This window comes from Streptomyces sp. NPDC005017, from assembly GCF_042873115.1.
Classification (GTDB): domain Bacteria; phylum Actinomycetota; class Actinomycetes; order Streptomycetales; family Streptomycetaceae; genus Streptomyces.
Window position 1 is genome coordinate 95,625 of record NZ_JBIALD010000009.1, and the last position, 19,705, is coordinate 115,329.

Here is a 19,705-nt window from a genome sequence, read left to right on the forward strand (position 1 = left end):
GGCGCGCCCCCGTCGTCCACAGGGACGGGGCGTTGTCAGTGGGGGCGCGTAGTCTTCCGGCAGTGGGCGAGGCGGCCGCCGGGGATGGCCGCCGTGCCCGGGCACGACCACGCACGGGGGAATCATGAGTCTGCTGAGCTGCGAGCCGTCACTGCGGCTGCCGCCGAAGTTCGCACAGGGCCGGTCCGGGCTGGCGCTGGACCTGCCCTACCGCCTGCTGGACCGCGAGTTCGGCCGAGGCCGGGTGGTGCGTTTCGAGGACGTCGACTTCCCGACGGCCCTGACGCACGAGCCGACCCGCCGTTTTCTGCGCGAGACCGGGCTGCCGGAGGAGGGTTTCCTCTTCCGCCTGGACACGGACATACCGCTCGCGCCGGTCGTGAAGTACTGCGCGGAGGAGCGCCCGGAGCTGCCCCTGCCGGCCGGAGCGGGCTGTGAGGTCGCTCACCTGATCCGTCTCGGGCGGCTCACGGCGGACAGCGGCGTCGTCCTGGACGGTCGCACGGGCGCCGTCCTCGACTGGAGCGAACCGGAGGGCACCCTGCACCCGCTCGCCACCGACGTCTCCACGCTCGCCTTCTCGCTGTGGCAAGTGCGCCGGGAGAGCGCGCTGTTGGAGGGCTCGGCGGGCATCGGACCGGCCTAGGGTCTTCTGACGGATCTCCGCGGCGTCGCGACGGCAGGCCCGTGGGAAGTCCCCACGGGCGGCCGGGCGTTGGAGACCGTGGCGGGAATCGAACCCGCGTAAGTCGCTTTGCAGGCGACTCCCTGAACCACTCGGGCACACGGTCGGCGCCGAATCCGTCCGGGGCTCTCGGCCCCTGCCGGACTCGGTGAAACGACCGTACGGCGAGGCGAGTTCGGGACTCAAGAGATCCCGCGGGGCCGCAACAGCACTGCCATACGCCGTTCATGAAAGGCGTCCGGGGCGGCTGTGGCAGGCCCGGCGGTCGTACGACCAAGGACCGAGGCGAAGGAGGACTCGCGACAGGCGTCAAACCAGGATTCGGGCCTTACGCTGACGACCATGACAGCCCTGGAACCGCGCGACACGGACGTCGCTCCCGCCCCTGAGCTCACCCCGGCCGAAGCGACGGACGAGGGCGTGCTGAGCCGCTCCTACCGGGCGCTGAGCATCGGGATCGTGTCCGTGGTGCTGCTGATCGCCTTCGAGGCCACCGCGGTCGGGACGGCCATGCCCGTCGCCGCGCGGGAACTGGACGGGGTGTCGCTGTACGCGTTCGCGTTCTCCGGGTACTTCACGACGAGCCTGTTCGGCATGGTGCTGGCCGGGCAGTGGTCCGACCGGCGCGGGCCCCTCGGGGCGCTGACCACCGGCATGTCGGCCTTCGCCGCGGGGCTGCTGCTGTCCGGGACGGCCGGGGCGATGTGGCAGTTCATCCTCGGCCGCGCGGTGCAGGGACTCGGCGGCGGGCTGGTGATCGTCGCGCTGTACGTCGTGGTGGGCCGGGCCTACCCCGAGCGGCTGCGCCCGGCGATCATGGCGGCGTTCGCGGCGAGCTGGGTCGTCCCGTCCGTCGTCGGCCCCCTCGCCTCCGGCGCGGTGACCGAGCACCTCGGCTGGCGCTGGGTGTTCGTCGGCATCCCGGCGCTGGTGGTCTTCCCGCTGGCCCTGGCCCTGCCGCAGATCCGCGTCAGGGCGTCGGGCCCCGTGGGGGAGGCTGGCGTTGTCGAGGGTGCGCGGGGCTCCCTCGACCGGCGGCGCATCCGGCTGGCGTTCGGCATCTCGCTGGGCGCCGGGCTGCTCCAGTACGCGGCCCAGGACCTGCGATGGCTGTCGCTGCTGCCCGGGGCGATCGGTGCGGCGCTGCTGGTGCCGGCCGTGCTCGGGCTGCTGCCGCGCGGCACCTACCGGGCGGCGCGGGGGCTGCCCTCCGTGGTGCTGCTGCGGGGCATGGCGGCGGGGTCGTTCATCGGCGCCGAGTCGTTCGTGCCGCTGATGCTGGTGACCCAGCGGGGGCTGTCGCCGACGCTCGCCGGGTTCTCGCTCGCGGCCGGCGGCGGTACCTGGGCGCTGGGCTCGTGGGTGCAGGCGCGGCCGGCCGTGGAACCGTACCGGCAGCGGCTGGTCACGCTCGGGATGGTGCTGGTGGCCGCGGCCATCGCCGCCGCGCCGAGCGTGCTGATCGACTCCGTGCCCGTGTGGACCGTCGCCGTCGCCTGGGGCTTCGGCTGCTTCGGCATGGGCCTGGTGCTCTCCTCCACCAGCGTGCTGCTGCTCCAGCTCTCCGCCCCCGAGGAGGCCGGCCACAACTCCGCCGCGCTCCAGATATCCGACGGCCTGTCCAACGTCCTGCTCCTCGCCGTGGGCGGCGCGGCCTTCGCGGCCCTCGGCGGCGGCACGGTCACCCACTCCGCGGCCGGGTCCGCCGCCTCCCACCCGGCCGCCTTCGCCGCGGTGTTCCTGCCGATGGCCCTGGTGGCGCTGGCGGGGGCGTGGGTGACCACGCGGCTGCGGGCCGAATCCCGCTGACACCGGCTGGTACCACGTAGTACCGTCGAAGTATGGCCGGACTGAACCTGCGTTTCACAGACGAAGAACTCGATGCACTGCGCGAGCGCGCCGCGGCTGAGGGCAGCAGCATGCAGGCCTTCGCGCACGATGCCGTGATGGCAGCCATAAACGAACACGCGCGGCTGTTCAACGAGGCGGCCGAGCACGTACTCAAGGCCAGCGGCGAGCTGAATCGGAGGCTCGCCTGATGTACTACCTCACCCTGCCCGAGCTGCTGAACCTGGCGAAGCGGCTCGGGGCGGACGAGGTGCGTGACTACGGCCTGCTGGACTCGGCTCTCGCGCGCCCGCAGTCGAGTGTCTTCGGACAGGACGCCTACCCGGACGTGTGGCAGAAGGCCGCGGCATTGATGGAGTCCCTGGCCCGGAACCACGCCCTTGTCGATGGGAACAAGCGCATCGCCTGGTACGCGACCTGGGTCTTTCTGCACATGAACGGCCACCCGCTGGACGCGGACTTCGACGTCGACGAGGCCGAGCGGTTCGTGCTCGACGTATGCCAAGGCGCGCTCGACGTGCCGAAGATCGCCGCTCAGTTGCCGCGGTTCGCGCGACTGTGACCCTTGTCCCACCCATGGGTGACGCGCCCCCGACCGCGGGTTGACGCGGCCGGGCCGCCGGTAGGGTGGCCCGGTTGTCATACGTAGCCGAGCTCGACCCCCGTACGGAGACCGTGACTACCACCGCCGCTTCTGCCTCCCACTCCCACCACCTGTCACCCGCCTTCCCCGGCCGCGCGCCCTGGGGTACCGCGAGCAAGCTGCGAGCCTGGCAGCAGGGTGCGATGGAGAAGTACCTCCAGGAGCAGCCGCGTGACTTCCTCGCGGTCGCCACCCCCGGCGCCGGGAAGACCACCTTCGCGCTGACGCTGGCGTCCTGGCTGCTGCACCACCACGTCGTGCAGCAGGTGACCGTGGTCGCGCCGACCGAGCACCTGAAGAAGCAGTGGGCGGAGGCGGCCGCCCGGATAGGGATCAAGCTGGACCCGGAGTACAGCGCGGGCCCGCTCGGCAAGGATTACCACGGCGTCGCCGTGACCTACGCCGGTGTCGGCGTGCGGCCCATGCTGCACCGCAACCGCGTCGAGCAGCGCAAGACGCTCGTCATCCTGGACGAGATCCACCACGCCGGTGACTCCAAGTCCTGGGGCGAGGCGTGCCTGGAGGCGTTCGAACCGGCGACCCGGCGGCTCGCGCTCACCGGCACGCCCTTCCGGTCGGACACCAACCCGATCCCCTTCGTGGCCTACGAGGAGGGCCAGGACGGCATCCGGCGCTCCTCCGCCGACTACACCTACGGCTACGGCTCGGCGCTCGCCGACCACGTCGTGCGCCCGGTGATATTCCTCTCCTACAGCGGCAACATGCGCTGGCGGACCAAGGCCGGCGACGAGGTCGAGGCCCGGCTCGGCGAGCCGATGACCAAGGACGCGATCAGCCAGGCCTGGCGCACGGCGCTCGACCCGCGCGGCGAGTGGATGCCGAGCGTGCTGCGCGCCGCCGACCAGCGGCTGACCGAGGTGCGCAAGGCCATCCCGGACGCGGGCGCCCTGGTGATCGCCTCCGACCAGGACTCGGCGCGCGCCTACGCCAAGCTGATCCGCGAGATCACCGGAAACAAGGCGACCCTCGTGCTGTCGGACGACGCGGGCGCCTCGGACCGGATCGACCAGTTCAGCGGCAACAACGACCGCTGGATGGTCGCCGTCCGCATGGTGTCCGAGGGCGTCGACGTGCCGCGGCTCGCGGTCGGGGTCTACGCGACGACGATCTCCACACCGCTGTTCTTCGCGCAGGCGGTCGGGCGTTTCGTGCGCTCCCGCAGGCGCGGCGAGACGGCGTCGGTGTTCCTGCCGACCGTGCCCGACCTGATGACCTTCGCGCACGAGATGGAGGTCGAGCGCGACCACGTCCTCGACAAGCCGAAGAAGGACGGCGAGGAGGACCCGTACGCCGAGGAGGACAAGCTCCTCCAGGAGGCCGAGCAGCAGAAGGACGAGGACACCGGCGAGCAGGACATGCTGCCCTTCGAGGCGCTGGAGTCGGACGCGGTCTTCGACCGGGTCATGTACAACGGCGCCGAGTTCGGCATGCAGGCGCACCCCGGCAGCGAGGAGGAGCAGGACTACCTCGGCATCCCGGGGCTCCTCGAACCCGACCAGGTGCAGATGCTGCTCCAGAAGCGGCAGGCCCGGCAGATCGCGCACAGCCGCAAGAAGCCGGACGCCGAGGCGGACCTGCTGGAGATGCCCGCCGAGCGGCGTCCGGTGGTCACCCACAAGGAGATGATGGAGCTGCGCAAGCAGCTCAATACGATGGTCGGGGCGTACGTCCATCAGAGCGGGAAGCCGCACGGGGTGATCCACACCGAGCTGCGGCGGGTGTGCGGGGGGCCGCCGAGCGCGGAGGCGACGGCGGGGCAGTTGCGGGCGCGGATCGCCAAGGTGCAGGAGTGGGCTACGCGCATGCGGTGACGCTGGGCGCTGTGCCTTGGCGGGGTTTCTGTTGTGGTGTGGGTGCATGTGCGGGTGCGTCGTGGCTTGTCGCGCAGTTCCCCGCGCCCCTGGGTGGGGTTCTGTCGGAATTCGGGTGCGGGTTGGGGGTGGTTGATCGCGTCGTTCCCCGCGCCGCTTTACGGCGTTGGGGGCGCTGGTTCTCTTGAACTTTATGGACAAAGGCAAGCAGTCCTCCCCGGCCACTGACCGGATTCTGGACGGAGCCTTCCGCTCAGCGAACCCGCTCCATTAATGTCCCGCTACGCACACGCCCCGTGGCAGCGCCGCCGCGGAGCGCAGCCGTGAAGCGACTGGGCCCGGACAAGCCGGGCCGTCCGCCGATCGGCGGCCTCTGACGCGCGTCGCTGGACGGGACTCCATGACGCATCCGCCGCGAGGGGCCGCCGACCTCACCACTAAGGAGTGGGCGTCGTGACCGCGGAGACCTCTCAGACGCTCGACCGGGGACTCAGAGTCCTCAAACTGCTGGCCGACACGGACCACGGCCTGACGGTGACCGAACTCTCCAACAAACTCGGCGTCAACCGGACCGTCGTGTACCGCTTGCTGGCCACCCTGGAACAGCACGCGCTCGTACGGCGTGATCTCGGCGGGCGTGCCCGTGTCGGACTCGGTGTGCTGGGACTGGGACGGCAGGTGCACCCGCTGGTGCGGGAGGCCGCGCTGCCGTCGCTGCGCTCGCTGGCCGAGGACATAGGCGCGACCGCGCATCTGACGCTGGTCGACGGGGCGGAGGCGCTCGCCGTCGCCGTGGTCGAGCCGACCTGGACGGACTACCACGTGGCCTACCGGGCCGGGTTCCGCCACCCGCTGGACCGGGGGGCCGCCGGCAAGGCGATCATCTCCGCCCGGCTGAGCCCCTACGAGGACCCCGGGTACACCCTCACCCACGGCGAACTGGAGGCCGGTGCCAGCGGCGCGGCCGCGCCCCTGCTCGGGGTGACCGGCGTCGAGGGCAGCGTCGGCGTGGTCATGCTGGCCGACGCCGTGCCGGAGCGGGTCGGGCCACGGGTCGTAGAGGCGGCCCGGGAGGTCGCGGAAGCGCTGCGCTGAGGGCGGCACGGCGCGTCCCGGCGGCCACGTTAGATTGACCCCGTGCTCTCTCGTCTCACGCGCCCCCGGGCCGTCGCCGTCTGTGCCGTGCCCGTCGTGGCCCTCATCGCCACGGCGGTGTTCGCGCCGCTGCCGTTCGCGGTGGCGCAGCCGGGCCTGACGGCGAACGTGCTGGGCGAGAACCAGGGAACCCCGGTGATCACGGTCTCCGGGGCCCCGACCCGGCCCACCACCGGGCAGCTGCGGATGACGACCATCGAGGCGACCAGCCCGGACGCCCGGGTCTCGCTGCCGGACGTGCTCGACAGCTGGTTCGCCACCGACAAGGCGGTCATGCCGCTGGACTCGGTGTACCCGACCGGTGACACGGTCGAGGAGATCGAGCGGCACAACACCCAGCAGATGAAGGAGTCCCAGGACGACGCCGCCCAGGCCGCCCTGAACTATCTCGAGCTGGACCCGGACCAGGTCAAGGTCACCCTGAAGCTCGCCGACGTCGGCGGCCCCAGCGCGGGGCTGCTGTTCTCGCTGGGCGTCGTCGACAAGCTGAACGGCGACGGCAGCGGCGGCGATCTCACCGGCGGCCGCACCATCGCCGGCACCGGCACCATCGACCCGGACGGAAAGGTCGGCGCGGTCGGCGGCGTGGCCCTGAAGACCCAGGCCGCGCGGCGCGACGGGGCGACGGTGTTCCTGGTGCCGAAGGCGGAGTGCTCGGACGCGAAGTCGGAGCTGCCGAAGGGCCTCCGGCTGATCCCCGTGACGACCCTGAAGGGCGCGGTGGACGCCCTGGTGGCCCTGGAGTCGGGCAAGGGCACCGTCCCGGGCTGCTGAACCGCGGACTCGGCGCTCCGGTCACGAACCCCTCTTCCCGCTCCTCCAGCTCGAGCGCGCTCACGCCTTCTTCTCCCCTTTGTCGCCCTCGGCGTGGGTGCGCCCGGACGGCGGCTCCTCCAGCTCGTGCTGGTGCCCCAGGGCCTCGAGCCGGTCCGCCTCCAGCAGTTCCCGCACGGAGTTCATCAGCGTCTCCCTGTGGACGACGCCGGTGTACTCCCCGCGCTGCCCGGTCACCACGGCCAGCCCGGCGTCGTCGGTGAGCACCGCGTCAGCACCCCGATCGCGGTCGCCACCACCATGCACTGGAAGACGAGTCCGGCGTGCCGACAGGCGTCGAACAGCAGTTGCCGGCGGTAGCTGCCGAGGTACTCCCGGAAGTTCCAGCGCGCTCACCTCACGGTCGCGTCGGTCCCTCCCGGTCCTGCGCGGCCCGTGCCGCCTGAGCGGCCTGCTCGACGAGCGGGATCACCCGCAGCGGCACAGGGTTCTCCATCACGATCGCGGTGGAGGCCCGGACGATCCCGTCGAAACCGACGACCCGGTCGATCACACGCTGGAGATCGGCGTTCGAGCGCGCCACGAGCCGGCACAGCATGTCCCCGGTGCCCGTCGTGGTGTGCAGTTCCAGCACCTCCGGGACCGTCGCCAGGTGCGCCCGGACGTCGGCTCCCTGGCCCTGTCGGATCTGCAGCGTGGCGAACGCGGTGACCGGGTAGCCGAGCGCCGCCGGATCGACGTCGGGGCCGAATCCCCGGATGACTCCGTTCGACGTGAGCCGGTCCAGCCGTGCCTGCGCCGTGCCGCGCGCCACGCCGAGCCGCCGCGACATCTCCAGCACCCCGATGCGCGGCTCGCGCGCCAGCAGCACGATGATGCGCCCGTCCAGATGATCGATCGTCATACCCGTCTCCCGGATGGTCATCCTGTACAGAAAGCTCGACTGCACCCTGCTGTCACTGCACAGATTGTGCAGTGAAAAACGAAACTATTGCGCACCTTGCAGAGCGGAGCGACCCTTCCGCTATGACGCAGACCACTCACCACACTCCCGACACCGCCCGGCAGGCCGATCCCTTCCCGGTCAAGGGAATGGACGCGGTCGTCTTCGCCGTGGGCAACGCCAAGCAGGCGGCGCACTACTACTCCACGGCCTTCGGCATGAAGCTGGTCGCGTACTCCGGACCGGAGAACGGCAGCCGGGAGACCGCCGCCTACGTCCTGGAGAACGGCTCCGCCCGTTTCGTGCTCACCTCGGTCATCAGGCCCTCCACCGACTGGGGCCGCTTCCTGGCCGCCCATGTCGCCGAGCACGGCGACGGCGTCGTCGACCTCGCCATCGAGGTCCCGGACGCCCGCGCCGCCTACGCCTACGCCATCGAGCACGGCGCGACCTCGGTCGCCGAGCCGTACGAGGTGAAGGACGAGCACGGCACCGTCGTCCTCGCCGCCATCGCCACCTACGGCCAGACCCGGCACACCCTGGTCGACCGCTCCGGCTACGACGGCCCCTACCTGCCCGGCTACGTCGCCGCCAAGCCGATCGTCGAGCCGCCCGCCCAGCGCACCTTCCAGGCCGTCGACCACTGCGTCGGCAACGTGGAACTCGGCCGCATGAACGAGTGGGTCGGCTTCTACAACAAGGTCATGGGCTTCACGAACATGAAGGAGTTCGTGGGCGACGACATCGCCACCGAGTACAGCGCGCTGATGTCCAAGGTCGTCGCCGACGGCACGCTCAAGGTCAAGTTCCCGATCAACGAGCCCGCCATCGCCAAGAAGAAGTCCCAGATCGACGAGTACCTGGAGTTCTACGGCGGCGCCGGCGTCCAGCACATCGCGCTGAACACCAACGACATCGTCGCGACCGTGCGCACCATGCGCGCGGCCGGGGTCCAGTTCCTCGACACCCCGGACTCGTACTACGACACCCTCGGCGAGTGGGTCGGCGACACCCGCGTGCCGATCGAGACGCTGCGCGAGCTGAAGATCCTCGCCGACCGCGACGAGGACGGCTACCTGCTCCAGATCTTCACCAAGCCGGTCCAGGACCGTCCGACCGTGTTCTTCGAGCTCATCGAGCGGCACGGCTCCATGGGCTTCGGCAAGGGCAACTTCAAGGCCCTGTTCGAGGCGATCGAGCGCGAGCAGGCCAAGCGCGGCAACCTCTAGGACCTGCCGTAGGGGACCTGCCGTAGGAGACCTGTCGCAGGACCGCGAGGCCCTACTCGGACCCCTCCAACTCCTGCGACCCCTCCGGATCCTCCGGACCTTCCGGACCCTCCATGTCCGCCGTGTCCTCGGACATCTCGGGCAGCGGCACCGCCGGCGGCTCGCCCAGCGCGTTCAGCGCGCGGCGGGCCACCGGCGCCTGGAGCGGCGAGAAGTACGGGTTGATCCGCAGGGCCTCCTGAAGATGCCGCCGGGCGGGACCGGACAGCTCCAGGTCCCGCTCGATCATCCCGCGGTGGAAGGCGTACAGGGCGCTGCGCACCCCGCCGCCGTGCACCTCGTCCGTCGCCCGCACGGCGAACCGCAGCGCCTCCTCGTCGTTCCCGGCCCGGTGCAGCGCCCAGCCCAGCGCGTCCGCCACCGCGATGCCCGGCTGCCGCTTCCACTCCGCCCGCAGCCGCCGCACCGCCTCCGCCGGATCACCGTGATCGGCCTCGAACAGGCCGAGCACCAGCGACTCGTCCACCCCGCCCGCGGCCATCGTCCGCACCCGCTCGCGCAGCAGGTCGTACTGCACCCGCGCCGGCTGCCCGAGCCCCAGCGACTCGTACAGCTCGCCCAGCTCCAGCGCGTACTGCGGCTCCGGCCGCTTCTCCAGCGCCGTCCGGTAGGCACTCAGCGCCTCCGTCGTCCGGCCCAGCGCCGCGAGCGCCCTGCCCTGTCCCGCCTGCGCGGCCCGCTGGTCGGGGTCGGTGCGCAGCGCCTCCTGGAAGTGCCGCAGCGCCGCCTCGCGCTCCCCGCGCTCCCACGCCAGCTGCCCGCCCCGCTCCAGCCAGGCCGCCCGCTCCGCCGGGGTGCGTGCCGCCGCGGCCGCGTCCGACAGGGCCGCCGCCGCGTCCTCCCGTCGGCCCTGGTCGCGGTACAGCGCCGCCGCGCGGGCCTGCACGGCCGGGCCCGAACGCAGCTCCAGCAGCCGGTCGAGGGCCCGCTGCGCCCCCTTCTCGTCGTTCAGCCCCGTGCACGCCTCGATCAGCGGCCCGTACGCCGTCCAGCGCCGGCCGTCCTTCCCCAGCGCGGCCTCGGCCCAGCCCCGCGCCGCCCGGTAGTCGCGGCGGGCGTTCGCCAGCACCGCCATGCCCTCCAGCGCCTGCGCACTGCGCCCGGCGCGCAGCGAGGTCCGCAGCGCCCGCTCCGCGCGCGGATAGGCCTCGGCGTCCGCGAGCCGCCGCCCCCGCTCGACGTAGGCCGCCCCGAGCACCGCCCACGACTCGGCGTCCTGCGGGTGGTCGCGGACATGCTCCTCACGGTCGGTGATCAGGGCCGCCAGATCCGGCAGCGAGGCCGGCACCCCGGCGGCCACCGCCGTACGCGCCAGCGCCTCCGGCCCCGGCGACCCCTCGGCGCCGTCCCGCCCGTCCTCCGGCGCCAGCAGCACCATGGCGCCGACCGCGAGACACCCGACGATCGCGCCGACCAGGATCCCTCTCGTGAGGGGCCGCCGCAGCAGGCGCCTGAGCCCCGCGCCCCTCGGGCCCCGGGGGTTCGCCCCGCCCGCACGGTTGTCGTCGCTGTCCGGCCGGCCCTCGCGGCGCTCCTCGCTCTCCATGGCGCTCACTGTGCGTCAGTACGACCACCGCGTCCGGGCGGCCCAAGGACGGCGGCCACGGGGTTCACACCGATGGCCCCGGGTGACACGCTGTGATCATGAGCCGTATCGAAGCCGCGCCCGACGAGGCGCGGGGCAGCCTCACCGACCGGCTGCTCGCGGGCCTCCCGTCCGAGGCCGTCCTGACCGACCCCGACGTCACCGCCTCCTACGCCAACGACATGGCGAGCTTCTGCGCGGCCGGTGCCCCCGCCGCGGTGGTCCTGCCGCGCACGGTCGAGGAGGTCCAGCACGTCCTGCGCACCGCCACCGCGCTGCGCGTCCCGGTCGTCCCGCAGGGCGCCCGCACCGGCCTGTCCGGCGGCGCCAACGCCACCGACGGCTGTGTGGTGCTGTCCCTGACCAGGATGGACCGCATCCTCGAGATCAACCCGGTCGACCGCGTCGCCGTCGTCGAACCGGGCGTCGTCAACGCCGCGCTGTCCCGCGCGGTCGCCGAGCACGGCCTCGCCTATCCGCCGGACCCCTCCAGCTGGGAGCAGTGCACCATCGGCGGCAACATCGGCACCGCCTCCGGCGGCCTGTGCTGCGTGAAGTACGGCGTGACCGCCGAGTACGTCCTCGGCCTGGACGTCGTCCTCGCCGACGGACGGCTGATGAGCACCGGCCGCCGCACCGCCAAGGGCGTCGCCGGATACGACCTCACCCGCCTCTTCGTCGGCTCCGAGGGCTCCCTCGGCGTCGTCGTCCGGGCCACCCTGGCGCTCAGGCCGCTGCCGCCGCCGCAGCTGGTGCTGGCCGCCGAGTTCGCCTCGGCCGCGGCCGCCTGCGACGCCGTGTGCCGGATCATGGCCGGCGGGCACGTCCCGTCCCTCCTCGAACTGATGGACCGTACGACCGTCAAGGCGGTCAACGACCTCGCCCACATGGGCCTGCCCGACACCACCGAGGCGCTGCTGCTGTGCGCCTTCGACACGCCCGACCCGGCCGCCGATCTCGCCGCCGTCGGCGAACTGTGCGCGGCGGCCGGCGCCACCGAGGTCGTCCCCGCCGACGACACCGCCGAGTCCGAACTGCTGCTCAAGGCGCGCCGGCTGTCGCTGACCGCGCTGGAGGCGGTCAAGGGCACCACGATGATCGACGACGTCTGCGTGCCCCGTTCCAGGCTCGGCGACATGCTGGAGGGCGTCGAGCGCATCGCCGGGAAGTACGCCCTCACCATCGGGGTCTGCGCCCACGCGGGCGACGGCAACACCCACCCCACCGTCTGCTTCGACGCACGGGACCCCGACGAGTCCCGGCGCGCCCGCGAGTCCTTCGACGAGATCATGGCCCTCGGCCTGGAACTCGGCGGCACGATCACCGGCGAACACGGCGTGGGCGTCCTGAAGAAGGAATGGCTGGCCCGCGAGATCGGGCCCGTGGGGGTGGAGATGCAGCGGCAGATCAAGCAGGTCTTCGACCCCCTCGGCATCCTCAACCCCGGCAAGCTGTTCTGACGCGGCCCCGGCCCGCCGTCCCGACGGACCGCCGCGGCTCACTCCCCGTCCTTCGACTCGTCCGACGGCCAGGGGTCGCGCAGCCACAGGTCGTCGGCCGGAAGAGGGGCGAGCAGCTCGGCGAGGCCGTCGTCGATGCCGAGCTGCTCGGCCTCGGAGCCGGGCGGCACCACCCGCAGGGTGCGCTCCAGCCAGGCCGACACCTGCGCGGCGGGCGCCTCCAGCAGCGCGTCGCCGTCGGGCGAACTCAGCGCCATCAGCACCACGCTGCGCCCCTCCACCTTGGTCGGCCACACCCGCACGTCCCCGTGCCCGCACGGCCGGAACACGCCCTCCACCAGCAGCTCACGGGCGAACGTCCAGTTCACCGGCTGCTCGGAGTTGGTGTGGAAGGCGACGTGCACGGCGAAGGGGTCGTCGGTGCGGTAGCCCAGCCGGGCCGGGACCGCGATGCCGCGCTCGGGCGACAGGATGAGCCTGAGCTCCAGCTCGCGCTCGACGACGGTGTGATGCATGGCCGTTCCTCTCTCCTGCAGGTCTGTCGTACGGCTCTGTCGCGGGCCTGGGGGCGGGCCCGTACGAAGGGAGAGCGGGGTGGGCCCGGAGCATTACGCGGGTTCCGGGAAATCTTTTCCGGCCCGCGTGGAGGGGGGGGCGCACACCGTTGCCCGGATAGGGGTGGGTACCGCCGGACAGGCCCTGTCGGATGCGCCGGTCTGGTAGATGTGGAGGACCCCATACGACCCCCGAGCAGATACGGGACGACGGACATGAGCGCCCCAACCCCGACCCCCGGCGACGACCGGCCCCGCGAAGGCTATTACCCGGACCCGTCCATCCCCGGATATGTCCGGTACTGGAACGGTTCCGCCTGGGTGCCCGGCACGAGCCGGCCCGCGCCGTCCGACGGCGCGCCGCTCGACCCGCCGCCGGCCACGGCCCCGGTGCCCCAGCCCGCCGCCGCCCCCTCGGTGGAGGAGACCGGGCCGTACTTCTTCGACGAGGACCCGCAGCCCGGCGGGGCGTTCGGCGCCGCGGCCGCCTCGGGCGAGCCGTACGGCAGCGCTCCCGAGCCGGCCTCCGCGTGGGGCGCCGACCGCTCCCGGCAGTCCGGGTTCGGCGGCGGCCAGGACCGCCGCGTGTCCTGGGGCGCCCCCGTGGCCGACCCCAGGGTCACGGCCGAACCGCCGGCCGCCGAGCCGGGGACCTTCGTCTTCCGCCGCCCGGCGGCCGACGCCGAGACGCCCGCGTCCGGGGGCGGCCCGGCCTTCGCGGGCGGTGCCGCCGGGGCCCCGGCGCAGGGCGCGGACGCCGGTGCAGCCGCCTCCGCGGCGCCCGCCGACGAGGGCACCATGACCTTCCGGGCCGTCTCCCCGCCGGCCGCGGGCGCACCGGGCTTCGGAGCCGGTAAGGCCGCCGCCGACCGGGCCCAGGCCTCCGCCGCGTCGGCCGTGCCCTCCGTGACCGCGCCCCCGGCCGCCGACGCCCCGTCGGCCGCAGCGCCCTCCGCGTCTTCCGCGGCGCCGCCCGCCGCCCCCGGCCAGGCCGCCCCCGGCGTGCCCTCGCAGGCGGCCGCCCCGGCGTCCGGCACCCCGCTCACCAGCGGCCCCGGCGGCGGCCAGTCCTCCTGGGCCCAGCAGGTGCACCGGCTCGCGGGCGGCACCGGCGACGACCAGCCCGTGGCGCCCTGGAAGCCGCCGGTGGACGACGTGTTCCAGGCGGCGGCACGGCGGCAGGCCGAGGCCCGCCCGGCCGGGCTCGGCAAGCGCCTGGCCGCGCGGCTGATCGACTCCGTCGTCGTCCTGGGCATCACCGCGGCGGCCGCCGTACCGCTCGGCACCAAGGCGCTGGACCACCTCCAGGGCAAGATCGACGAGGCCAGGCAGTCCGGCGAGACCGTCACCGTCTGGCTGCTGGACGGCACCACCTCGGTGTACCTCGGCATCGTGCTGGCCGTCCTGCTGCTGGCCGGCGTCCTCTACGAGGCCCTGCCCACCGCCAGGTGGGGCCGCACGCTCGGCAAGAAGGCACTCGGCCTGGACGTCCGGGACATCGAGGGCCACGAACCCCCGGGCTTCGGCGCCGCGCTGCGCCGCTGGCTCGTGTACAGCGTGCCCGGACTGCTCCTCTTCGGGGTCATCGGCGTCCTGTGGTGCCTGTTCGACCGGCCGTGGCGCCAGTGCTGGCACGACAAGGCGGCCCACACGTTCGTGGCGGGCTGACCCCGGCGGGGCGGACGAGGCGGACGAACGTCGGCCGCCGGAGCGGAGGCTGACGTACCGCTACTCCGGACGGCCGCGCGCCGGATGCGCGGCCGGGGCCGTCGCGGTCCACTCGGGCCATGAGCACCGAACCGCCTCCCGGCCCCGGCGGCCAGCCGCCGGACGACGACCCGTTCAGGAAGCAGCCGCCCCCCGGAGAAGGGTCGGGCTCGCCCCACGGCACGCCCCCGGAAGGCGGCGCACCGCCCCCTGGAGGCCCCCCGCCGCCCGGAGGCCCCCCGCCGCCCGGAGGCCCCCCGCCCCCGGGCGGTGAGCCCCCGCCGGGCGGTGGCCCCTACGGCCCCCCGGGCGGCGGCCCCTACGGCGGTCAGCCGCCCTACGGCGGCGGCCCTTACGGCGGGGGCGACTACGCCGCCGACCCGCTCGCCGGGATGCCCCCGCTCGCCGACAGCGGCAGGCGCACCCTCGCCCGGATCATCGACATGATCCTCGTGGGCATCGTGGTGGGGCTGCTCACCTGGGGCTTCGGCGTGGACAACTTCGACGTGGACGCCGACGACGTCAACATCGGCCAGTCCCTCGCGCAGTCCCTCGTTGCCGCGGTCCTCTACATCGCGTACGACACCTTCATGATCGCCAGGACCGGCCAGACGCTCGGCAAGAAGTGGCTCGGCATGCGGGTCGGCAACCTCGACAACGGGGCGACACCCTCGACGCAGACCTCGTTCCTGCGCGCGGCGGTGCTGTGGATCCCGTTCGCGTTCTGCTGCGCGTGTCTGTGGACCGTGGTCTGCGGCGGCTGGAGCTTCTTCGACAAGCCGTACAAACAGGGTCTGCACGACAAGGCGGCCAAGACGGTGGTCGTGAGCACCCGCTGAGCGCGGGGCCGGGCACGTGCTAGGTCCTGTCGTCGGACTCCCGTCGTCGCCCGGAGGGCGGCCCTACGACGTCAGGTGCGTGCTCTGGGGTTCCCCCTCTGGGGGAGTGCCGGGTGCAAGCCCTCCTACCGGACGTACTCGGGCTGGTGCCCGGTGCGGCGAGTGGGGGCACCTCCCACGAAGTGGGGGAGCGTGCATGGCGTCGCGGGGCAGGCGGGAGTTCGACGACAGGGCCTAGGGGCGGGCCCGTGCGAGCCCGCCCCTCGCACGCGCGGTCAGTTGTCGGAGGAGGCGGCCGACGCGGCGGCCACCGGCTCCTGAGGTGCGGGGGAGTGCTGCGCCGCGACGGTCGACCGCGCCCGGAGGGCGGGCCGGCGCACCGGGACGGTCAGGGCGACCAGCAGCCCGAGGGTGAACCCGGTCACGGCGACGAAGGAGATCCCCACGGCCGAACCGGTCCCGGACAGCAGCAACATGGCGAGCGTGGACAGGATCACGGTGCACGAACCGTAGACGAGCTGTGCGGCGGTCGGACGAGGCATGGCAATCGTTGTCCTCGGAAGTGGGGGTGAGACTACGGCGTCGGCCTGGCTTTCCGCCGGCTTCCGGGCGTTCCGCCACACGACTCTAATCGCGTGTCTGCCCGAGCGGAACCGACGGTAAGCGTGACCTGACCAACAGTGCCGGAGCACAGGGGGCGCACCGATTCATGGCGTCCATCAAGTGGACGTTCGCACGCGCCCGTTGAATGGCGGTGGACGCGGGCCGGAACGTCCGCTGAGCGAAACGGGAACTCCGCATAGTGCACTTGACCTGCTCAAGTCAAGGTCTGTCTTTTCTGCCCAACCTCTAGTCCAATGTCGTCACTTGACTACACGCGTTGATCACGCGCGCGCGGACGCCCCTCCAAGACCAGGCCACTCCAGCCGTCGCGCGCGAACGCGGGGGAGGAACTCAAGTGACCAGCAGACCCTGGACGTTCAGAGCCACGGCGACCGCCGTCGCGCTCGCCGCGGCCACCGCGACGTTCTCCACCTACGCCGTGGCCCAGGCCGACTCGGCGGGCGCCAAGGCGCCCGCCGCCGACCGCCGGGACCCGGCGGCCCCGAAGGCCCTCGACACCGAGCACAACTTCGAGACCCCCTTCAGCAAGACTCAGGAAGCCCAGCGCGAAGAGGCCCTGAAGCAGGTCATATCCGGCAAGTCGGAGATCCAGAACCGCAACGGTTCGAAGGTCGTCAAGCTCGAGAGCCGCCGCGGCGACAAGTACGTGGAGCTCGGCCGCGAGAAGACCGACAAGATCTTCACCATCCTGGTCGAGTTCGGCGACCAGACCGACCCGCGCTACGGCGGCACCCCCGGCCCGCTGCACAACCAGATCGCGCAGCCCGACCGTGCCGACGACAACAGCACGGCCTGGCAGGCGGACTACAGCCGCCAGCACTTCCAGGACCTGTACTTCGGTACCGGCTCCGACTCGATGAAGAAGTACTACGAGAAGCAGTCCTCGGGCCGCTACTCCATCGAGGGCGAGGTGCAGGACTGGGTCAAGGTCCCGTACAACGAGGCCCGTTACGGCTCCAACGCCTGCGACCCGGACAACTGCGCCTGGTTCGCGGTGCAGGACGGCGTGACCGCCTGGGCCGCGGGCCAGAAGGCGGCCGGCAAGACCGACGCCGAGATCAAGGCGAAGCTCGCCCAGTACGACCAGTGGGACCGCTACGACCACGACGGCGACGGCAACTTCAACGAGCCCGACGGGTACATCGACCACTTCCAGATCGTGCACGCCGGCGAGGACGAGTCCGCGGGCGGCGGCGCGCAGGGCGAGGACGCCATCTGGGCGCACCGCTGGTACGCGTTCGGCTCGGACGCCGGCGCCACCGGCCCCGAGGGCAACAAGCTCGGCGGCACCCAGATCGGCAGCTCCGGCATCTGGGTCGGCGACTACACCATCCAGCCGGAGAACGGCGGACTCGGTGTCTTCGCCCACGAGTACGGCCACGACCTCGGTCTGCCGGACCACTACGACACCGCGGGCGGCGACAACTCCACCGGCTTCTGGACGCTGATGTCGTCCGGTTCCTGGCTGGGCACGGGCAAGGACACCATCGGTGACATGCCCGGCGACATGACCGCCTGGGACAAGCTCCAGCTCGGCTGGCTGGACTACGAGGTGGCCAAGGCCGGCACCTTCTCCCGCCACAAGCTCGGCGTCGCGGAGTACAACAACCGCCACAGCCAGGCTCTCGTGGTGAAGCTTCCCAAGAAGAAGGTCACCACCCCGATCGTCACCCCGGCCCAGGGCACCATGCAGTGGTGGAGCGGCAGCGGCAACGATCTGCGCAACACCCTGACCCGCTCGGTCGACCTGACCGGCAAGGCCTCCGCGACGCTGACGCTGGACGGCTGGTGGGCCATCGAGCGTGACTACGACTTCGCCTACGCCGAGGTCTCCACGGACGGCGGCGCCAACTGGAAGGCCCTCGACGGCACGGCCGACGGCCAGCCGATCGGCCGCGACGGCAGCAACGCCCCCGCCCTGACCGGCTTCTCGGAGAAGTACAAGAAGCTGTCGTACTCGCTGGACGCCTACGCGGGCAAGAAGATCTCGCTGCGCTTCCGCTACTCCTCCGACGGCGGCGTCGCCGAGGCCGGCTTCGCGGCCGACAGTATCGTCGTCACCGCCGACGGCACCGCGCTGTTCTCGGACAACGCCGAGGCCGAGGACGCCGGTTGGACCAAGGCCGGCTTCTCCCGCATCGGTGCGTCCATCACCAAGGACTACGACCAGTACTACATCGCGGAGAACCGCCAGTACGTCTCGTACGACAAGACCCTCAAGGTCGGCCCGTACAACTTCGGCTTCGCGACGCGTCCTTCGTGGGTGGAGCACTACCCGTACCAGAACGGTCTGCTGATCTGGAAGTGGGACACCTCGCAGGTCGACAACAACACCAGCAAGCACCCCGGCGTGGGTCTGCTGCTGCCCGTCGACTCGCACCCGGCCCCGCTGAAGTGGTCCGACGGCACCGCGCTGCGCAGCCGCATCCAGGCGTACGACTCGCCGTTCAGCCTCTACCGCACGGACGGCATGACGCTGCACAAGGCGGACGTGGCGACGGTCTTCCCGTCGACGAAGGGCGTCTCGACGTTCAACGACCACACGAGCACGTACTACAGCTCGGCCACCCCGCTCGCGGGCGTCAAGATCACTGACACCAACACCAAGATCCAGATCGTCAAGGAGGCCACGAACGGCTCCTCGATGATCCTCGTGGTGGCCCCCGCCGTGAAGTAAACGGCATCTTCGCAGGTCAGACGCGTATCGGCGGTAACCCCTGGCGGGTTGCCGCCGATCCGTGTTTAGGTGCGTCCTGTGATTCTCTTATTGACACCGGCGCACACGGGGGTGTGACTGCATGGCCGCAGGAGGTTTCTGCAAACTGCCGAACGGCAGCGTGGTGGTGGCGCTGAACCTGCCCAGCCCCACCCCGGACGGCACCACCGCGGTGCGGTTCCTCGTCCACGCCCAGAACCGGGCACGGGCCCTGACCCGGCTGCGGAACCTGGGCCTGCGGGCGGTCTACCTGCGCGGCAACACGGCCCCGCCGACCCCGGACGAGATCACGGCGGTCCTGCACCACCCCGACGGCCTGATATGGCGCACGGCCCCCGACCACGGGCTCACCGCGACCGAGCTCTGGCACCCCGTCCGCGCCCTCCTCAGACGCCCGACGGCCCCCACGCCCTAGACGACCGGCTTGCCGGTCAGCTCCACGCCGGCCGCGCGCAGCTCCTCCAGGGCGCGGTCGGTGCTCTCCTCGGCGACGCCCGCGGTCAGGTCGAGCAGGACCTGGGTGCGGAAGCCCTCGCGGGCCGCGTCCAGGGCGGTCGCCTTCACGCAGTGGTCGGTGGCGATGCCGACCACGTCCACCTCGGTGATCTGCCGGGTCCGCAGCCACCGGGCCAGCGGGACGCCGTTCTCGTCGGCCCCCTCGAAGCCGCTGTAGGCGGCGGAGTACGCGCCCTTGTCGAACACGGCGTCGATCGCGCCGGAGGCGACCGCGGGGGCGAAGTTGGGGTGGAAGCCCACCCCCTCCGTGCCCGCGACACAGTGCGCGGGCCAGGAGTGCACGAAGTCCGGGTTGTCGGCGAAGTGCCCGCCCGGCGCCACATGCAGGTCGCGCGTCGCCACGACGTGCCGGTACCCGGCCGGGGCCTGGCCGATCAGCTCGGTGATGGCGGCGGCCACATCGGCACCTCCGGCCACCGCGAGACTGCCCCCCTCGCAGAAGTCGTTCTGCACGTCTACGACGATCAAGGCGCGGCGCATGTCGGTGTCCTTATGAGAGGTCGGAAGCCAAGCCTAGTGAGGGAACGGGCCCGGC

The 19,705-nt window shown here is 72.2% G+C and carries 19 protein-coding genes and 1 tRNA gene; 13 read left to right on the forward strand and 7 right to left on the reverse strand.

Annotated elements, in window-relative coordinates; all coding sequences use genetic code 11:
• Positions 1 to 124: 124 nt before the first annotated feature.
• On the forward strand, positions 125 to 646 hold the full coding sequence (locus tag ACFYR0_RS15955; RefSeq protein ID WP_389327273.1) for an SUKH-4 family immunity protein: 522 nt from the start codon (positions 125 to 127) through the stop codon (positions 644 to 646).
• A 70-nt stretch (positions 647 to 716) separates the two neighbouring features.
• On the opposite strand, the gene ACFYR0_RS15960 is transcribed toward ACFYR0_RS15955, so the two are convergent.
• Positions 717 to 791 (reverse strand) — tRNA-Cys (locus ACFYR0_RS15960).
• Positions 792 to 1,027: 236 nt separating this feature from the next.
• Here ACFYR0_RS15960 and ACFYR0_RS15965 point away from each other — a divergent pair.
• The 6 genes from ACFYR0_RS15965 to ACFYR0_RS15990 all read left to right on the forward strand — a co-directional run bounded on the left by ACFYR0_RS15965 (position 1,028) and on the right by ACFYR0_RS15990 (position 6,937).
• The gene (locus tag ACFYR0_RS15965; protein ID WP_389327276.1) at positions 1,028 to 2,494 is read left to right on the forward strand and encodes an MFS transporter; all 1,467 of its coding nucleotides are present in this window, start codon (positions 1,028 to 1,030) and stop codon (positions 2,492 to 2,494) included.
• 32 nt (positions 2,495 to 2,526) lie between these two features.
• The gene (locus tag ACFYR0_RS15970) at positions 2,527 to 2,724 is read left to right on the forward strand and encodes a hypothetical protein (RefSeq protein ID WP_389327279.1); all 198 of its coding nucleotides are present in this window, start codon (positions 2,527 to 2,529) and stop codon (positions 2,722 to 2,724) included.
• Entirely contained in the window at positions 2,724 to 3,095 is a 372-nt protein-coding gene (locus ACFYR0_RS15975) for a type II toxin-antitoxin system death-on-curing family toxin (protein ID WP_389327282.1), read from the forward strand. Before ACFYR0_RS15970 ends, ACFYR0_RS15975 begins: the two co-directional genes overlap by 1 nt.
• A 113-nt stretch (positions 3,096 to 3,208) precedes the next feature.
• On the forward strand, positions 3,209 to 5,008 hold the full coding sequence (locus ACFYR0_RS15980; RefSeq protein ID WP_389327285.1) for a DEAD/DEAH box helicase: 1,800 nt from the start codon (positions 3,209 to 3,211) through the stop codon (positions 5,006 to 5,008).
• 453 nt (positions 5,009 to 5,461) lie between these two features.
• Positions 5,462 to 6,103 (forward strand): IclR family transcriptional regulator, encoded by a 642-nt coding sequence (locus tag ACFYR0_RS15985; RefSeq protein ID WP_386379735.1) that lies wholly within the window; start codon positions 5,462 to 5,464, stop codon positions 6,101 to 6,103.
• Positions 6,104 to 6,145: 42 nt separating this feature from the next.
• Positions 6,146 to 6,937 carry a S16 family serine protease gene (locus tag ACFYR0_RS15990; protein WP_389327288.1) on the forward strand — a complete coding sequence of 264 codons (792 nt, stop codon included), beginning with the start codon at positions 6,146 to 6,148 and terminating at the stop codon, positions 6,935 to 6,937.
• Between the two features lie 60 nt (positions 6,938 to 6,997).
• On the opposite strand, the gene ACFYR0_RS15995 is transcribed toward ACFYR0_RS15990, so the two are convergent.
• Together ACFYR0_RS15995 and ACFYR0_RS16000 are read right to left on the reverse strand one after the other, a co-directional pair.
• Positions 6,998 to 7,204: a hypothetical protein gene (locus ACFYR0_RS15995; protein WP_389327291.1), complete on the reverse strand. Its 207-nt coding sequence runs from the start codon at positions 7,202 to 7,204 to the stop codon at positions 6,998 to 7,000.
• 130 nt (positions 7,205 to 7,334) lie between these two features.
• Positions 7,335 to 7,841 (reverse strand): Lrp/AsnC family transcriptional regulator, encoded by a 507-nt coding sequence (locus ACFYR0_RS16000; protein WP_389327294.1) that lies wholly within the window; start codon positions 7,839 to 7,841, stop codon positions 7,335 to 7,337.
• 122 nt (positions 7,842 to 7,963) lie between these two features.
• On the opposite strand from ACFYR0_RS16000, the gene hppD reads away from it, so the two are divergent.
• On the forward strand, positions 7,964 to 9,109 hold the full coding sequence (gene hppD, locus ACFYR0_RS16005; RefSeq protein ID WP_389327297.1) for a 4-hydroxyphenylpyruvate dioxygenase: 1,146 nt from the start codon (positions 7,964 to 7,966) through the stop codon (positions 9,107 to 9,109).
• A 52-nt stretch (positions 9,110 to 9,161) separates the two neighbouring features.
• Here hppD and ACFYR0_RS16010 read toward each other — a convergent pair whose 3' ends face one another.
• A complete protein-coding gene (locus tag ACFYR0_RS16010) occupies positions 9,162 to 10,715 on the reverse strand; it encodes a tetratricopeptide repeat protein (protein WP_389327300.1) in 1,554 nt (517 codons plus the stop codon).
• Between the two features lie 92 nt (positions 10,716 to 10,807).
• On the opposite strand from ACFYR0_RS16010, the gene ACFYR0_RS16015 reads away from it, so the two are divergent.
• The gene (locus ACFYR0_RS16015; protein WP_389327303.1) at positions 10,808 to 12,214 is read left to right on the forward strand and encodes an FAD-binding oxidoreductase; all 1,407 of its coding nucleotides are present in this window, start codon (positions 10,808 to 10,810) and stop codon (positions 12,212 to 12,214) included.
• A gap of 38 nt (positions 12,215 to 12,252) precedes the next feature.
• On the opposite strand, the gene ACFYR0_RS16020 is transcribed toward ACFYR0_RS16015, so the two are convergent.
• Entirely contained in the window at positions 12,253 to 12,729 is a 477-nt protein-coding gene (locus tag ACFYR0_RS16020) for an SsgA family sporulation/cell division regulator (RefSeq protein WP_389327306.1), read from the reverse strand.
• A gap of 255 nt (positions 12,730 to 12,984) precedes the next feature.
• Between ACFYR0_RS16020 and ACFYR0_RS16025 the strand changes: the two genes are divergently transcribed.
• Positions 12,985 to 14,436 carry an RDD family protein gene (locus tag ACFYR0_RS16025; protein ID WP_389327309.1) on the forward strand — a complete coding sequence of 484 codons (1,452 nt, stop codon included), beginning with the start codon at positions 12,985 to 12,987 and terminating at the stop codon, positions 14,434 to 14,436.
• 119 nt (positions 14,437 to 14,555) lie between these two features.
• On the forward strand, positions 14,556 to 15,314 hold the full coding sequence (locus ACFYR0_RS16030; RefSeq protein ID WP_389327312.1) for an RDD family protein: 759 nt from the start codon (positions 14,556 to 14,558) through the stop codon (positions 15,312 to 15,314).
• A 275-nt stretch (positions 15,315 to 15,589) separates the two neighbouring features.
• Here the strand turns inward: ACFYR0_RS16030 and ACFYR0_RS16035 are convergent, their stop codons facing one another.
• Complete coding sequence (locus tag ACFYR0_RS16035; RefSeq protein WP_389327315.1) at positions 15,590 to 15,856, reverse strand: hypothetical protein; 267 nt, start codon at positions 15,854 to 15,856, stop codon at positions 15,590 to 15,592.
• A 416-nt stretch (positions 15,857 to 16,272) separates the two neighbouring features.
• Here ACFYR0_RS16035 and ACFYR0_RS16040 point away from each other — a divergent pair, with 416 nt between their 5' ends.
• Positions 16,273 to 18,615 (forward strand): immune inhibitor A domain-containing protein, encoded by a 2,343-nt coding sequence (locus tag ACFYR0_RS16040; RefSeq protein ID WP_389327318.1) that lies wholly within the window; start codon positions 16,273 to 16,275, stop codon positions 18,613 to 18,615.
• A 121-nt stretch (positions 18,616 to 18,736) separates the two neighbouring features.
• On the forward strand, positions 18,737 to 19,069 hold the full coding sequence (locus ACFYR0_RS16045; protein ID WP_389327321.1) for a hypothetical protein: 333 nt from the start codon (positions 18,737 to 18,739) through the stop codon (positions 19,067 to 19,069).
• Here the strand turns inward: ACFYR0_RS16045 and ACFYR0_RS16050 are convergent.
• Positions 19,066 to 19,650: an isochorismatase family protein gene (locus tag ACFYR0_RS16050; protein ID WP_389327323.1), complete on the reverse strand. Its 585-nt coding sequence runs from the start codon at positions 19,648 to 19,650 to the stop codon at positions 19,066 to 19,068. The two genes, ACFYR0_RS16045 and ACFYR0_RS16050, sit on opposite strands and share 4 nt — an antisense overlap.
• Positions 19,651 to 19,705 lie beyond the last annotated feature (55 nt).

What these genes read in the sequence shown, in the direction of transcription:
- ACFYR0_RS15955 (WP_389327273.1), top strand. Translation starts at nt 125, where the DNA reads ATGAGTCTGCTGAGCTGCGAGCCGTCACTGCGGCTGCCGCCGAAGTTC.
- ACFYR0_RS15965 (WP_389327276.1), top strand. Translation starts at nt 1,028, where the DNA reads ATGACAGCCCTGGAACCGCGCGACACGGACGTCGCTCCCGCCCCTGAG.
- ACFYR0_RS15970 (WP_389327279.1), top strand. Translation starts at nt 2,527, where the DNA reads ATGGCCGGACTGAACCTGCGTTTCACAGACGAAGAACTCGATGCACTG.
- ACFYR0_RS15975 (WP_389327282.1), top strand. Translation starts at nt 2,724, where the DNA reads ATGTACTACCTCACCCTGCCCGAGCTGCTGAACCTGGCGAAGCGGCTC.
- ACFYR0_RS16000 (WP_389327294.1), bottom strand. Translation starts at nt 7,841, where the DNA reads ATGACGATCGATCATCTGGACGGGCGCATCATCGTGCTGCTGGCGCGC.
- hppD (WP_389327297.1), top strand. Translation starts at nt 7,964, where the DNA reads ATGACGCAGACCACTCACCACACTCCCGACACCGCCCGGCAGGCCGAT.
- ACFYR0_RS16010 (WP_389327300.1), bottom strand. Translation starts at nt 10,715, where the DNA reads ATGGAGAGCGAGGAGCGCCGCGAGGGCCGGCCGGACAGCGACGACAAC.
- ACFYR0_RS16020 (WP_389327306.1), bottom strand. Translation starts at nt 12,729, where the DNA reads ATGCATCACACCGTCGTCGAGCGCGAGCTGGAGCTCAGGCTCATCCTG.
- ACFYR0_RS16025 (WP_389327309.1), top strand. Translation starts at nt 12,985, where the DNA reads ATGAGCGCCCCAACCCCGACCCCCGGCGACGACCGGCCCCGCGAAGGC.
- ACFYR0_RS16030 (WP_389327312.1), top strand. Translation starts at nt 14,556, where the DNA reads ATGAGCACCGAACCGCCTCCCGGCCCCGGCGGCCAGCCGCCGGACGAC.
- ACFYR0_RS16035 (WP_389327315.1), bottom strand. Translation starts at nt 15,856, where the DNA reads ATGCCTCGTCCGACCGCCGCACAGCTCGTCTACGGTTCGTGCACCGTG.
- ACFYR0_RS16045 (WP_389327321.1), top strand. Translation starts at nt 18,737, where the DNA reads ATGGCCGCAGGAGGTTTCTGCAAACTGCCGAACGGCAGCGTGGTGGTG.
- ACFYR0_RS16050 (WP_389327323.1), bottom strand. Translation starts at nt 19,650, where the DNA reads ATGCGCCGCGCCTTGATCGTCGTAGACGTGCAGAACGACTTCTGCGAG.